The sequence below is a fragment of the Streptomyces sp. NPDC088553 genome, assembly GCF_044752965.1.
Taxonomy (GTDB): domain Bacteria; phylum Actinomycetota; class Actinomycetes; order Streptomycetales; family Streptomycetaceae; genus Streptomyces.
This window is the reverse complement of sequence record NZ_JBIVMG010000003.1, coordinates 789,225-802,607: the sequence shown is the minus strand read 5'-3', so window position 1 is coordinate 802,607 and position 13,383 is coordinate 789,225. Positions and strand designations below refer to the sequence as shown.

The 13,383-nt window shown below is 72.1% G+C and carries 14 protein-coding genes; 11 read left to right on the top strand and 3 right to left on the bottom strand.

Annotated elements, in window-relative coordinates:
* The first annotated feature begins 16 nt into the window (after window positions 1–16).
* From ACIP8Z_RS12915 to ACIP8Z_RS12895, 5 genes are all read left to right on the top strand, one after another.
* The gene (locus tag ACIP8Z_RS12915) at window positions 17–460 is read left to right on the top strand and encodes a DUF6278 family protein (RefSeq protein ID WP_383857176.1); all 444 of its coding nucleotides are present in this window, start codon (window positions 17–19) and stop codon (window positions 458–460) included.
* Window positions 461–620: 160 nt separating this feature from the next.
* A complete protein-coding gene (locus ACIP8Z_RS12910) occupies window positions 621–1,367 on the top strand; it encodes an amino acid ABC transporter ATP-binding protein (protein ID WP_402082282.1) in 747 nt (248 codons plus the stop codon).
* A 14-nt stretch (window positions 1,368–1,381) separates the two neighbouring features.
* Entirely contained in the window at window positions 1,382–2,308 is a 927-nt protein-coding gene (locus ACIP8Z_RS12905) for a glutamate ABC transporter substrate-binding protein (protein WP_402082279.1), read from the top strand.
* A gap of 18 nt (window positions 2,309–2,326) precedes the next feature.
* Window positions 2,327–2,971, top strand: coding sequence for an amino acid ABC transporter permease (locus tag ACIP8Z_RS12900; RefSeq protein ID WP_402082276.1), 645 nt, complete (start codon window positions 2,327–2,329; stop codon window positions 2,969–2,971).
* Window positions 2,968–3,825 carry an amino acid ABC transporter permease gene (locus ACIP8Z_RS12895; protein WP_402082274.1) on the top strand — a complete coding sequence of 286 codons (858 nt, stop codon included), beginning with the start codon at window positions 2,968–2,970 and terminating at the stop codon, window positions 3,823–3,825. The genes ACIP8Z_RS12900 and ACIP8Z_RS12895 overlap by 4 nt, the downstream gene beginning before the upstream one ends.
* A gap of 37 nt (window positions 3,826–3,862) precedes the next feature.
* Here the strand turns inward: ACIP8Z_RS12895 and ACIP8Z_RS12890 are convergent, their stop codons facing one another.
* Window positions 3,863–5,422, bottom strand: coding sequence for a CocE/NonD family hydrolase (locus ACIP8Z_RS12890; RefSeq protein ID WP_402082272.1), 1,560 nt, complete (start codon window positions 5,420–5,422; stop codon window positions 3,863–3,865).
* Between the two features lie 244 nt (window positions 5,423–5,666).
* Here ACIP8Z_RS12890 and ACIP8Z_RS12885 point away from each other — a divergent pair, with 244 nt between their 5' ends.
* Window positions 5,667–6,926: a cytochrome P450 gene (locus ACIP8Z_RS12885; protein WP_402082270.1), complete on the top strand. Its 1,260-nt coding sequence runs from the start codon at window positions 5,667–5,669 to the stop codon at window positions 6,924–6,926.
* Here the strand turns inward: ACIP8Z_RS12885 and ACIP8Z_RS12880 are convergent.
* Window positions 6,877–7,608, bottom strand: coding sequence for a hypothetical protein (locus tag ACIP8Z_RS12880; RefSeq protein WP_319313233.1), 732 nt, complete (start codon window positions 7,606–7,608; stop codon window positions 6,877–6,879). The two genes, ACIP8Z_RS12885 and ACIP8Z_RS12880, sit on opposite strands and share 50 nt — an antisense overlap.
* 105 nt (window positions 7,609–7,713) lie before the next feature.
* Between ACIP8Z_RS12880 and ggt the strand changes: the two genes are divergently transcribed.
* On the top strand, window positions 7,714–9,525 hold the full coding sequence (ggt, locus tag ACIP8Z_RS12875) for a gamma-glutamyltransferase (protein WP_402082267.1): 1,812 nt from the start codon (window positions 7,714–7,716) through the stop codon (window positions 9,523–9,525).
* A gap of 61 nt (window positions 9,526–9,586) precedes the next feature.
* On the opposite strand, the gene map is transcribed toward ggt, so the two are convergent.
* Entirely contained in the window at window positions 9,587–10,354 is a 768-nt protein-coding gene (gene map / locus ACIP8Z_RS12870; RefSeq protein ID WP_402082264.1) for a type I methionyl aminopeptidase, read from the bottom strand.
* A 32-nt stretch (window positions 10,355–10,386) separates the two neighbouring features.
* Here map and ACIP8Z_RS12865 point away from each other — a divergent pair, with 32 nt between their 5' ends.
* From ACIP8Z_RS12865 to ACIP8Z_RS12850, 4 genes are all read left to right on the top strand, one after another.
* Window positions 10,387–10,638: a helix-turn-helix transcriptional regulator gene (locus tag ACIP8Z_RS12865; RefSeq protein WP_319313240.1), complete on the top strand. Its 252-nt coding sequence runs from the start codon at window positions 10,387–10,389 to the stop codon at window positions 10,636–10,638.
* A 58-nt stretch (window positions 10,639–10,696) separates the two neighbouring features.
* Window positions 10,697–11,269 carry a DinB family protein gene (locus ACIP8Z_RS12860; RefSeq protein WP_402082262.1) on the top strand — a complete coding sequence of 191 codons (573 nt, stop codon included), beginning with the start codon at window positions 10,697–10,699 and terminating at the stop codon, window positions 11,267–11,269.
* A 99-nt stretch (window positions 11,270–11,368) separates the two neighbouring features.
* Window positions 11,369–11,752 (top strand): PPOX class F420-dependent oxidoreductase, encoded by a 384-nt coding sequence (locus tag ACIP8Z_RS12855; RefSeq protein WP_402082259.1) that lies wholly within the window; start codon window positions 11,369–11,371, stop codon window positions 11,750–11,752.
* Between the two features lie 115 nt (window positions 11,753–11,867).
* On the top strand, window positions 11,868–13,319 hold the full coding sequence (locus ACIP8Z_RS12850; protein ID WP_402082257.1) for a UL36 very large tegument protein: 1,452 nt from the start codon (window positions 11,868–11,870) through the stop codon (window positions 13,317–13,319).
* Window positions 13,320–13,383: the final 64 nt, after the last annotated feature.

Below are 13,383 nucleotides of genomic sequence, written 5' to 3'. Positions count from 1 at the left end.
GTGCGAGGCTGTTCGGATGAACATTCCATTCCTGGACAACTGGCGCAAGCGGCACGTACCCGAGCCGGCCGGGTCCCCGCTGGCCGCGGCCTTCGACCGTGACCCCGACGGGGTGGCCGAGCTGCTCGCCGAGTGCGAGCTGCTGCGCGCCCGTGTGGCGCAGTCCGGGGTGGCACTCGACGACACCCCGCGTTCCCTCCAGGAGCTCGACCAGCTGCCGCCCCGCTGGCGCGACGACCCGGAGGAGCTTCCCTGGATCGGGAACGACGCGGGGCTCTACCTCGGCACCGTGATCGTGCGGAACGTGCCCGGCGCGCGCTGGCAGGTGTGGCCCGGCGGCGGCCCGGTGGTGCGGCTCGCCTCCGGCCGGGAGATCCAGGTCGTCGAGGCCGGTCTCGACTGGGCGATGACGGGCTCGCCGGAGCTCTCCCAGATGTACGCCGAGGCCGCCGAGTACTGAGTCCGCCGCCCCGCTCCGGCCGGTTCCGCACCCCGCTCCCGCCACCCTTTTGCAGTAAATACGGCTTATTGCGGTTTCATGCGTGTCGGGCGTGAAGTCCCTTTTCTGGTGGATAGTTTGCGCTGACTCGACACCGCTGAGAAATGGGGCAGGGCAGCGTATGGCCGTCGTCGATCCGCTGATCGAACTGCGTGGCGTCAACAAGCACTTCGGCACGTTGCACGTCCTCCAGTCCATCGATCTCACCGTCGGCCGGGGGGAGGTGGTCGTCGTCATCGGCCCGTCCGGATCGGGCAAGTCCACCCTCTGCCGGGCGATGAACCGACTGGAGAGCGTGGAGTCGGGCGAGATCGTCATCGACGGACAACCCCTCCCCGAGGAGGGCAAGGCGCTCGCCCGGCTGCGCGCCGAGGTCGGCATGGTCTTCCAGTCGTTCAACCTCTTCGCGCACAAGACCGTCCTCGCCAACGTCTCCCTCGCGCAGATCAAGGTCCGCAAGCGCAAGAAGGAGGAGGCCGACCGGCGTTCACGCGCACTCCTCGACCGGGTCGGACTCGCCGCGCACGCCGACAAGTACCCGGCCCAGCTCTCCGGCGGCCAGCAGCAGCGCGTGGCGATCGCCCGCGCCCTGGCCATGGACCCCAAGGCGCTGCTCTTCGACGAGCCGACCTCGGCCCTCGACCCCGAGATGATCAACGAGGTCCTGGAGGTCATGCAGCAACTCGCCCACGAGGGAATGACGATGGTGGTCGTCACCCACGAGATGGGCTTCGCCCGCTCCGCAGCCAACCGGGTCGTCTTCATGGCCGACGGGAAGATCGTCGAGGACCGCGCTCCGGAGGACTTCTTCACCGCCCCGCGCAGCGAGCGCGCCAAGGACTTCCTGTCCAAGATCCTCAAGCACTGAGCGGGGTGGGAACCATGCAGCGTACGCACCGCCCGCACCGCGTCCCGGCCGTGCTCGCCGTGCTGCTCGCCCTGACGGCGGCGCTGGCCGGCTGCGGCAAGGAGGGCAGCCCGCCCGTCAAAGGCCCCCAGCCCGACCAACTCCCCGTCTACCAGGTCCAGTCCGGCTTCACCCTGCCGGACTCCAGCACCTGGAACCGGGCGAGGAAGCGCGGCCGTCTCGTCGTCGGCGCCAAGGAGGACCAGCCGTACATGGGGGAGAAGGACCCGGCCACCGGCCGGTACTCCGGCTTCGACATCGAGATCGCCAAGATGATGGCGGCCTCCCTCGGCTTCGACCCGGCCGGCGTCGACTTCCGCACGATCGCCTCGGCCAACCGCGAAACCGCCCTGCAGAACGGGCAGATCGACTACTACGTCGGCACCTACACCATCAACGACAACCGCAAGAAGCTCGTCGGCTTCGCCGGGCCCTACTACATGGCCGGCCAGTCCCTCCTGGTCCGCACCGACGAGAACGACATCGACGGCCCCCAGGACCTGGCCGGCAAGCGGGTCTGCTCGGCCGCCGGCTCCACCCCGTACCAGCGCATCGAGAAGGACTACCCGAGGGCCGAACTCGTCGCCTACGACACGTACTCCGCCTGCGTGGACAACCTGCTGACCTACCAGGTCGACGCGGTCACCACCGACGACACCATCCTCATGGGCTACGCAGCCAAGGTCCCGGACGAACTCAAGGTCGTCGGGAAACCCTTCTCCGAGGAGCCGTACGGCATCGGCGTCCCGCGCGGTGACAACGCCCTGCGCTTCGCCCTCGACGACGCCCTCGCCGCCCACGAGAAGAACGGCGACTGGAAGAAGGCCTACGACGCCACCCTCGGCCTCTCCGGGGTCCCGGCCCCGACACCGCCCCCCATCGACCGCTATCCCGCGAGCTGACGAGAGGAGCCTCCCGACATGGACGTCCTGACCGACAACTTCTCGCTCTATGCCGAGGGATTCCTCGGAACCGTCGAACTCACCGTCTACGCCTCGGCTTTGGCGTTGGTCCTGGGCTTCCTCATGGCCTCGTTCCGGGTCGCGCCCGTGGGATCCTTCCGGGTCTTCGGCACGGTCTGGGTCACCGTCCTGCGCAACACCCCGCTGACCCTGCTCTTCTTCGCCGTCATGCTGGGCCTGCCCCGGTTCGGACTCGTGCTGCCCTTCAAGCTGTTCGCGGTCCTCGCGCTCGGCTGCTACACCTCGGCCTTCATCTGCGAGGTGCTGCGCTCCGGCATCAACACGGTGCCGCGAGGCCAGGGCGAGGCCGCCCGCAGTCTGGGGATGAGCTTCACCCAGTCCCTCGGCACGGTCGTCCTGCCGCAGGCCTTCCGTACGGTGATCCCGCCGATCGGCTCCACCCTGATCGCCCTCGCCAAGAACTCGGCCATCGCCGGCGCGTTCAGCGTCACCGAACTCCTGGGCACCTACAAGACCTTGAGCGAACTCGGCTACAACATCGTCTGGACCTTCGTCTGGATCGCCGTGGGATACCTCATCATCACCCTCACCATCAGCGCCCTCTTCAACGTCCTCGAGAAGCGCTGGGGAGTCGCCCGATGACCGATTCCACCGCCCTCTACGACATCCCCGGACCGCACGCCCGGCGGCGCCACCTCCTCTACGGCGTCGCGTCCACCGTCGTGCTCCTCGCGCTGGTCGGCTGGATCCTCTATCTCCTCTTCGCCAACGAGCAGTTCACCTCCACCAAGTGGTCGCCCTTCCTGTACGAGGGCATCCAGGAGCTGCTGCTCGAAGGCCTCGGCAACACCCTCAAGGCCTTCGCCTACGCCTCGGTGCTGTCCCTCGCCCTCGGCGCGGTCCTCGCCACCGGGCGCCTCTCCGACCACCGGGTGCTCCGCTGGGTCTCGACCCTGCTCGTCGAGTTCTTCCGTGCCATGCCCGTCCTCGTGATGATCTTCTTCATCTTCGTGGCGCTCCAGGTGCAGGCCCTGCCCGCACTCGTCGCCGGGCTCACCCTCTACAACGGCTCCGTCCTCGCGGAGGTCTTCCGCACCGGCATTCACTCCGTGGCACGCGGCCAGGGCGAGGCCGCGTACGCCCTCGGCATGCGCAAGACGCAGGTCATGACCTACGTCCTGGTGCCCCAGGCCGTCCGCGCGATGCTCCCGGCCATCATCAGCCAGCTGGTGGTCGCCCTCAAGGACACCTCGCTCGGATTCCTCATCACCTACGAGGAGTTCCTCCACGCGGGCAAACTGATCGCCTCCGACCTGGACTACGACCTGCCGTTCATCCCGGTCGTCCTGGTGATCTCACCGATCTACATCGGGATGTGCATGCTGCTCTCCTGGTTCGCCACCTGGGTGGCCCGCAGAGAGCGCCGCAGCCCGAAGACGAAGGCCGTGGACGTGGACCAGGCCGAACCAGAGACGCTGCTGCCGGGACCGCAGTAGCGAGCGAGGGCCGCACCCGCCCGGCAGCAGCCGGTGATCACTCCTTCCGCAACGGTACCGACACGTACGACGGGTCGGCCGAGGGGGAGGAGAAGGTCAGCTGCGCGCCGGTCGGGTTGTGCTCGATGTAGAGCGGGTCGACGGTGTCGACGACCAGCGCGAGCCGGTGTCCCGCCGGGACGTCGTACGCCGTGGAGAACAGCTCCAGATCGACGCCGAACGCCTCGCCCGGGGTCCGGTCGTGGAAGGTGTACGGGGCGTTGCTCACGAGCTTGCCGACGCCGAGCGGGCCCACGTCGTAGAGGTACGCGACGAGGGTGCCGCTCTCCTCGGTGGAGGTGACGGTGGTGTGCACCTTCACGGTGCCGCGCACCCGCTGCGGGGAGTCGTACCGCTCCGACTGCCAGACGCCGGCGAAGGCGCGGGGGAGGAGGGGGACGGAGACGACGGGCGGGGTGCGGAGGAACTGGTCCAGGGCGTTGGTGAGCAGGGTGATGCCGCCGTTGGCACCGGAGTCGATGTTCGCCCGGACCCGCTGCGTACCGCCGAGGTCGAACGTCCGCTGGTTCGCGTGGACGGACTTCCAGTCGGGGTAGCCCTCGTATCCGCCGGTGGAGCGGGACTTGAGCTGGACGGGCTGCTCGCGGTCGATGCCGTTGTCGACGCCCTTGAGGTAGCGGTCGAACCAGCGGTGGGCGCTGGTCCAGGTGTCGTTGGGCAGCCCGAACAGGCCGGTGGCCTCGGCGGTGGCGTGGTCGCCGGGGCGGAACTCCAGCCGCTTGGGGCCGGTGAGCTTCTCGTAGAAGCTCGCGTACTGGTTGGGCGGGAAGATGGTGTCGCCCCAGGCGTTCCCGAGCATGATCGCGGCGCCGTTGGCGTTGATCCGGTCCAGCTGCTCGACGGGGGATCGCTTGCGGCCCCAGGCGATCATGTCCTCCTCCTTGTCCAGGTTGGAGGAGAGGAAGTCGCCCAGGATCTGCTTGAGTTCGGGTCCGGGGCGGCCGGTGAGGTAGCCGGCGCCACCGAGCAGGGCGGCGGCCTGGACGTGCTGGGTGCGGCCGCTGTAGATGGACTCGATGAGGTCGGCCCAGCCGCTGAGCGCGGCGACGGCCTTGATCCGCGGGTCATGGGCGGCGGCGAGCAGGCTGATCCCCGCGCCGTACGAGACACCCGCCATGCCGATGTGGCCGGGGTCGGCGGCGGTGTTGGCGAGTGCCCAGTCGATCACCTTGGAGGCGTCGGCGATGTCCTTGGGTCCTGCGGTCTCGATCTCGCCGCCGGACTGCCAGAAGCCGCGCGAGTTGTAACTCACCACGATGTAGCCCGAGTCGGCGAGCAGCTTGGCCTGGGCGAGGTACTCGACCTGGGGCATGGCCCAGCTCGTGGGCAGCACGATCAGGGGGTGGCGGGTGGTGTCGGTGGACCCGGCGGGGGTGACGACGTTCGCCTTGAGGACGGTGCCGCCCTCCCCGACGATGTCGACGAAGCGGATGCCGGTGCCGGCGGTCTCTCCGGCCTGGGCGGCGGGTGCGAACCCGAGGGCCGTCCCGGCCACGAGGGCGGCCGAGACGGCGAGGGTCAGGGGTGTGCGTCGCACGGGTCACTCCTCACTGGGGTACTGCTGGGGAAGGCAGTACGGGCACTGATGGGGGGGCAGTGAAAGTGACCCGACGGTAACCGCGACTCCTTACCCGTGGTAACCGGTCGGTAAGTTACGTGCGGGTAACGATTGGTGTGCGCCTGGCCCCGTCCAGGAGGGCGACGGCCTCTGCGTGCAGGGCGCGAAAGCCGCCTTCGGCCTGCCATGATGAAGACGTCTTCACCCCTGACTGGGAGGCGCGGTGCACGAGTCGAGCGGTGTGCCCGACGTCTTCGACCCGCGGATCTACGCCGCCGGGATCCCGCACGACCGCTTCCGCGCCCTGCGCGACCGCGCCCCCGTCGCCTGGCAGGAGGAGCCCGGGATCCTGGGCTGGCCCGCCGGTTCCGGGTTCTGGGCGGTCACCCGGCATGTCGATGTCGTCCGGGTGCTGAAGGACTCCGGCACGTACTCGTCCTGTCTCGGCGCCACCCAGATCCGCGACCCCGACCCCGCCGACCTGCCCTTCATCCGGCGCATGATGCTCAACCAAGACCCTCCCGGACACGGCCGGTTGAGACGGCTGGTCAGCCGGGCCTTCACCCCGGGACGGATCGAGCGGTTCGGTGCCACCGCGCGCGAGCGGGCCCGGCGGCTGCTCGCGGGGGCGATCGACGCCGGGGGCGAGGTGGACCTCGTCCGGGCCGTCACCGACGACTACGCCCTGCTCAACCTCACCGATCTGCTCGGAGTGCCGCCGGGCGACCGGGGGCTGCTGCACACCTGGACCGAGCGGGTCATCGCCTACCAGGACCCCGACGAGCCGCCCGTCCTCGACGACGAGGGGCGGCCGGTCAATCCGCGGTCACCGGCGATGCTCGCCGAGATGTTCGACTACGCGCGGGAGATCGCCGCGCACAAGCGCGAGCATCCCGCCGACGATGTGATGAGCGTGCTCGCCACGTCCGAACTCGCCGACGCCGAACTGGAGATGTTCTTCTTCCTGCTGACCGTCGCAGGCAACGACACGGTCCGCAGCGCCGCCCCCGGCGGCCTGCTCGCCCTCGCCGAACACCCCGACGAACAGCGGAGGATGTGGGCGGGCGAGGTCGGCACCGACACGGCGGTGGACGAACTCCTGCGCGTGCACCCGCCCGTGCTCTCCTTCCGGCGCACGGCCGCCACCGACACCGAACTCGCCGGGCGGGCGATCCGCCGCGGAGACAAGGTCGTCGTCTTCCACGCCTCCGCCAACCACGACGAGCGCGTCTTCCCCGACCCGCACCGCCTCGACCTCGGCCGGACCCCGAACCCCCACGTGTCCTTCGGCGACGGCCCGCACGTCTGCCTCGGCGCGCACTTCGCCCGGCTTCAGCTCCGGGTGCTCCACGAGGAGGTGCGTAGGGCCTGCCCCGGCGGCCTGGAGCTCACCGGCCCGCCCCGGCGCCTCGTCTCCAACTTCATCAACGGCGTCAAGTCGCTGCCGGTGCGACTACGGGAACGGTCCGCGCCGCGCGCGTGACGTCGGCCACCAGCTCGACCACATCGGGGCCGTACGCCTGCGAGTTGACGACCTTCAGGAGCACCACGAAGGACCCTGAGCGGTGCAGGCGTGTCAACTCCTCGTAGTGGCGGGCGAGATAGCGGGTCGCCGCCTGGTTGGTGATGGCCCGCTGTCCGCAGAAGAGGAACACGGGCCGGCCGCCCTCCCCGGCGGTGAGCCGGGCGAGGATCACGTACTCGCTGACCCCGGGCTCCGAGGGGTAGCGCTCCCCGCCGATCAGGAACGCCCCGCGGTCCGCGCTCGGCTCGACCTCGACGTTCACCTCGATGCCCGGCAGCAGGGTCGCCAGATGGGCGGCCATCCGCCGGTTCGAGTAGGGGCCGCCCACACAGAACTCCGTCCGGTCGCCGAACCCCTGGTGGGTCTGGTCGTGCGAGAGGATCCGGGCCTGCGCCCCGCAGTCCTTGATCAGCGCGGACAGTTCGAGGAGGGCGAACACGTCGAACCGGTGGACCGAGCGGTCGCCGCCCGACTCCCTGTTCACCACGAGCAGGCACTCCGAGTTCCCCGGCAGGCCGAAGAACTCCTGCTTGCGGCGGAGCTTCCGCCGCCAGAGGTACGTGCGGCCCAGCCAGCCGAGCGACGCGCTGACTCCCGTCGCGAGCACCCCGAGCACGATGTTGCGCAGGTCTTCGTCCATGGGCGCGCATGCTAGCGGGGAAACGTCCTCCTGTTCGAGGCGGTCCTGACGGGAGGGGCCGGGGGAAGTTACGCTGCGCGGACGGTCATTGACTGGAGGTAGGGAATGCGTCGCTCCGCCGCTGGGAAGGTCTCCGCCCTCGCCGTCGCGGCGACGGTGCTCTCGATGGGTGCCGCCGCCCCGCCCACGGCCCCACCGGCCGCACCGCCACCGCCCGTCAAGGAGCCCGTCGCCGTCGGCTACGGCGGGGCGGTCGCCAGCGTGGACGCCGACGCCTCGGCCGCCGGTGTCGAGGTGCTCCGCAAGGGCGGCAACGCCGTGGACGCCGCCGTCGCCGTCGCGGCCGCGCTCGGCGTCACCGAGCCGTACTCGGCGGGCATCGGGGGCGGCGGCTACTTCGTCTACTACGACGCGAAGAGCCGTACGGTCCACACCGTCGACGGACGCGAGACCGCGCCGCGCTCGGCCGACGAGAACCTCTTCGTCGAGAACGGCGCGCCGATCCCCTTCGAGGAGGGGATGACCAGCGGCCGCGGCGTCGGCACCCCCGGCACCCCGGCGACCTGGAAGACCGCCCTCGACGCCTGGGGCAGCAAGCGGCTCGGCACCCTGCTCGAACCCGCCGAGCGGCTCGCCCGCGAGGGCTTCACCGTCGACGCCACCTTCCGCGCGCAGACCGCGGGCAACGAGGCACGGTTCCGCGACTTCCCCGCCAGCTCCGCACTGTTCCTGCCGGGCGGGGAGCTGCCCGTCGTCGGCTCGGTCTTCAAGAACCCCGACCTGGCCCGTACGTACAAGACGCTCGGGCGCGAGGGCGTCGGCGCGCTCTACCGGGGCCCGCTCGCCCGGGACATCGTGAACACGGTCCGCACACCCCCGGTCCGCGAGGGCGCCACCCGGAAGGTCCGGTCCGGCGACCTGACGGAACGTGATCTCGCCGCGTACCGCACCGAGTTCCGCAAGCCGACCAAGGTCTCGTACCGAGGTCTCGACGTCTACGGGATGCCCCCGTCCTCCTCCGGCGGTACGAGCGTCGGCGAGGCCCTCAACATCCTGGAGGGCACCGACCTCGCGCGCGCCACCCCGGCCCGCTATCTGCACCGCTTCATCGAGTCGAGTCGCATCGCCTTCGCCGACCGGGGCCGCTGGGTCGGCGACCCCGCCTTCGAGAACGTGCCGACGCGCGGGCTGCTCTCCCAGCGGTACGCCGACTCGCGCGCCTGCCTGATCCGGGACGACGCGGCCCTGACCAGCCCGCTGGCACCCGGCGACCCGAACAGCCCGGTGCCGTGCGCGAGGGGTGGCACGGCGGCGCCGACCACGTACGAGGGGGAGAACACCACCCACCTCACGGTGTCCGACAAGTGGGGCAACGTCGTCGCCTACACGCTCACCATCGAGTCCACGGGCGGCAGCGGGATCACCGTGCCGGGCCGGGGCTTCCTGCTCAACAACGAGCTGACCGACTTCTCCTTCGCCCCGGCGAACCCGGCCGTGCACGATCCGAACCTGCCCGGCCCCGGCAAGCGGCCGCGCTCCTCGATCTCGCCGACGATCGTCCTCGACGGACACGACCGGCCGGTCCTCGCGCTCGGCTCGCCGGGCGGCGCGACCATCATCACGACGGTCCTCCAGACCCTCACCGGGGTCGTCGACCGGGGCCTGCCGCTCGTCGACGCGATCGCCGCGCCGCGGGCCAGCCAGCGCAACCAGGCCACCACCGAACTCGAACCCGGGCTGTGGAACAGCCCGGTCAGGGCGGAACTCGAAGCCATCGGACACGGCTTCCGGCAGAACCCGGAGATCGGCGCGGCGACCGGCGTCCAGCGCCTGCCGGACGGCCGCTGGGTGGCCGCGGCCGAGACCGTCCGCAGGGGCGGCGGGTCGGCGATGGTGGTCAGGCCGGCGGGGAAGTAGCGGCGGGAGGGGGCACACGGGTGCCCCCTCCCCGTCCCGCGTACCGAGTTCCCTCCGCGTCCTACAGCGCGGTCAGCACCCGCGGGCCCTCGTCCGTGATCGCCACCGTGTGCTCCGCGTGGGACGCGCGCGAGCCGTCGACCGTGCGGATCGTCCAGCCGTCACGCGCCGTGTAGTGATCGTCCGTGCCGCCCCCGATCAGCATCGGCTCGATCGCGAGCACCATCCCGTGCCGCAGCTTCATGCCCCGGCCCGGTCGACCCTCGTTGGGGACGCCCGGGTCCTCGTGCATCGTGCGGCCGATGCCGTGGCCGCCGAAGCCGTCCGGGATGCCGTACCCGGCGGCGCGGCACACCCGGCCGATCGCGTGCGCGATGTCGCCGACGCGGTTGCCGACGACGGCGGCCGCGATGCCCGCCTCCAGGGCCTCCTCCGCCGCGGCGACCAGCCGGGTGTCCTCCGGCCGGGCCGGGCCGACCGTGAAGCTGATCGCCGAGTCGCCGGCCCAGCCGCCGAGCAGGGCCCCGCAGTCCGCCGAGACCAGGTCGCCCGGGGCGAGCCGGGTGTCGTCCGGGATGCCGTGGACGATCGCGTCGTTCACGGAGACGCACACGACCGCGGGGAACGGCACCGGAGCCCACTCGGGGCGGTAGCCGAGGAAGGGCGATCCGGCGCCCGCTTCGGCGAGGACCTCCCGCGCCACCCCGTCGAGCTCGGTCAGCGGCACGCCGGGCGCCGCCTTCTCCCGTACGGCCGCGAGGGCGCGGGCCACCACCCGCCCCGCCTCGCGCATCGCGGCCAGGTTCTCGTTCGTCTTGATCTCCACCATGCCAATTACTATACCGGTATTAGTATGGCCTCATGGTGCGCACACCCCTGACCCCCGAAGAGCGCGAGCGCGGCGAGCGCCTCGGCCTGTTCCTGCGCGAGGCGCGCGGCGACCGGTCGATGGTGGAGATCGCCGCCGCCGCCGGCCTGTCCGCCGAGACCCTCCGCAAGATCGAGACGGGCCGGGCCCCGACCCCGGCGTTCTTCACCGTCGCGGCCCTCGCCCGGGTCCTCGGCCTCTCCATGGACGAGCTGGTCGTCCGCTGCGCGCTCGCGCCCGTCTGACGGCCCGGGCCCCGGGTGCGCGGGAATTCGCTGGCGCGTCGGACCGGTACGGACGATCATGCGACCCATGAGCGACGAACCCGCACGATGGACCACGGCGACCGTCTACCCCGACATGTGGGCGGACCCGGACGACGACCCCCGCAACAACAACGGGGGTTCCAGCCCGGAGGGTGAGCTCGCGACGTTGCGGGACGCCCTGCGGGACTTCCGTCTGACCCTCCGGATGAAGTGCGAGGGGCTGGACGCGGAGCAGCTCGCCCGCCGGTCGGTCCCGCCGTCGACCATGTCGCTGCTCGGCCTGGTCCGGCACCTCGCCGAGGTGGAGCGGGACTGGCGCAACTGGATCAGCGACGGCGAGCCGCTGCCGAAGCTGTACGGCAAGAGAGACGCGGACTTCGACGGGGCCGTCGGCGAACAGGCCGTGGTCGACGCCGCGTTCGCCGATCTGGAGCGAGAGCAGGCGGCGCTCGACGCCGAGCTGGCCGAGCATCCCGACCTGGGCGCCCGCGCGGGGAAGGACAGGATCGCGATCCGGGAGCTGATGGTGCACCGGATCGACGAGTACGCCCGCCACTGCGGCCACGCCGACCTGCTGCGCGAGTGCGTCGACGGCAGGGTCGGCCAGTGACGGGCGCGAGCTCCGGCCCCACCTCGGCGGTCGGTGGCGCGGACGCGGCCCTGTGCCCCTGAGAGAAGCCCGCCACCGCCCCGGCATAGGCTCCCGGGCATGATGCCCGAAGAGCTGCGGCGCGGCCGCTACGTCAGCCTGACCACCTACCGCAAGAACGGCACGGGGGTCGCGACGCCCGTCTGGTACGCGGTGGACGGCGACGAGCTGTACGCCTGGACCCGCACGGACTCCTGGAAGGTCAAGCGGCTGCGGAACGACCCGAGGGTCGAGGTCGCCGTCTGCGACCTGCGCGGCAACATCGCCGAGGGCACCGAGCGCTTCTCCGGCGAGGGCCGGCTGGTGACGGGCGAGGAGCTGCGCCGGATCCGGGGGCTGCTCTCGCGCAAGTACACCTGGCAGTACTGGCTGACCGACGTGCCCGCCATGCTCGTCCGACTCGGCAAGCGCCCGCACACCGGGATCGTCGTGCGATTCGGGTGAAGTGGGCGGTAGGGCACGCGCAGGAAAACGGTCCGTAGTCGTCCCGTAACACGACTGCGGTCCAATACCCGCGGACCGGAAGGTTCCAGTCGACGGCGGGGCAGGTGCGGATCGCATGACGGTGTATCAACTCCCGGTGGAAGTCGCCACGTTCAGACACTGGCTGACGGAGCTCGCGCGCCGCATCCCGTCGGGCGGCGGCTGGTACGGAGTCTTCGCCGAACGCGACCCGGAGGGGCTGCGGGCCTGTTTCGACGGGACGGAGATCCTGCCCTGGGACATCGTCGAGTCCCTGCTCCAGGACGCCGGCGAACCGTCCGGAGGACCGTTCGCCCGCCGGGGCGGGACGCTGTACGCGGCGGCCACCGGCGCCCACGACCGCCGCCCCGGCGGGGCGGAGGCGCTCGCCGAACGCCGCGAGCTCATGGAGCGCGAACGCCGGTACGCCGAGTCCCGCGCCCGCGAACTCGGCGACCGGCTCCGCGCGGCCCCGGGCCGCGGCCCGGACGACAGGGCCCGCCTGGAGCACGACCTGGCCTGGACGCGCGACGACCACGCGCGGGCCGTGGCACGGGTCGCCGACCTGACGGCCCGGCTCGCACGGCTGGGGGAGTGGGCCGAGGGCGGCGCCGCGCCGGGGCCACCGCCGACACCTGTCGCCCCGGCCGACCGGCCCGGGCCCGTACCGCCGCCGGTGACGACGGCATCCGCCCCGCCCGCCGAGCCATCCGCCCCGCCCGCCGAGCCATCCGCCCCGCCCGCCGAGCCGTCCGCCCAGCGACCCGCCCCGCCCGCCGAGCCGTCCGCCCGCCCCGCCAGGACCAAGCGCCGCCCGCGTGGCGCGCGGTACGCGTGGCTGGACGGCGGTGCCGAGGACCAGGGGCCGGTGGCCGCACCCGCATCCGTTCCCCTACTCCCCGCCGGGGGAGCGCCGCCGCGCGGCGCCCGGTTCGGGGGCGGGGGCGCCGCCCAGTCCGCCGAGGCCCCCGCGCCCGGCGGCACCGGCCCGGCCGTGCCCTCCGAGGCCGACCCCGCCGAGGCGGCCCGCGCCGCAGCCAACGCGGTCTACGCGCTCCAGCGGCTCCGCGCCCAGGGCCGTAGCGGCGAGGCCCACGCCCTGCTGTGCGAGGCGCTCAACGGGCCGCCCGCCCGGCTGCCCGCCCTCGCCGGGGAACTGCACCGGGCCGGTCTCGGCGCCGACTGGTCCATCCTGCTCTGGGAGGCGGCCTCGCTGCCGCCCGGCCGGCTCGCCGCCGTCGCCGGGGTGCTCGCCGACGCGGGCCGGCCCACCGACTGCGACCAGCTCCTCCGCCAGGGCGTGGCCCGCCCCGTCGAGGAGCTCGCCGGGGCCTGCGCCGCCCTGCGAGCCGAGGGCCACCACCGCGAGGCCCACGCCCTGCTCACCGCCTTCGTCCGGGTCCGCGCTCCCGAGGACGCGGCCCGCCTCGCGGCCGAGGACCCGCGGGGGCTCGCCCCCCAACTCCTCGAAGCCGCCCGATCGGTGTCCGCGGCCCGCGAGAGCGATCTGCTGCACGCCCTGCGCGTGGCCGGCCTCGCGGGCGCGTGACCCGGCCGGGCGGGCTCCGGCGTCAGGCTCGGGGGAGGCCCGCGGGCTCCGGTGCGACCCCGCG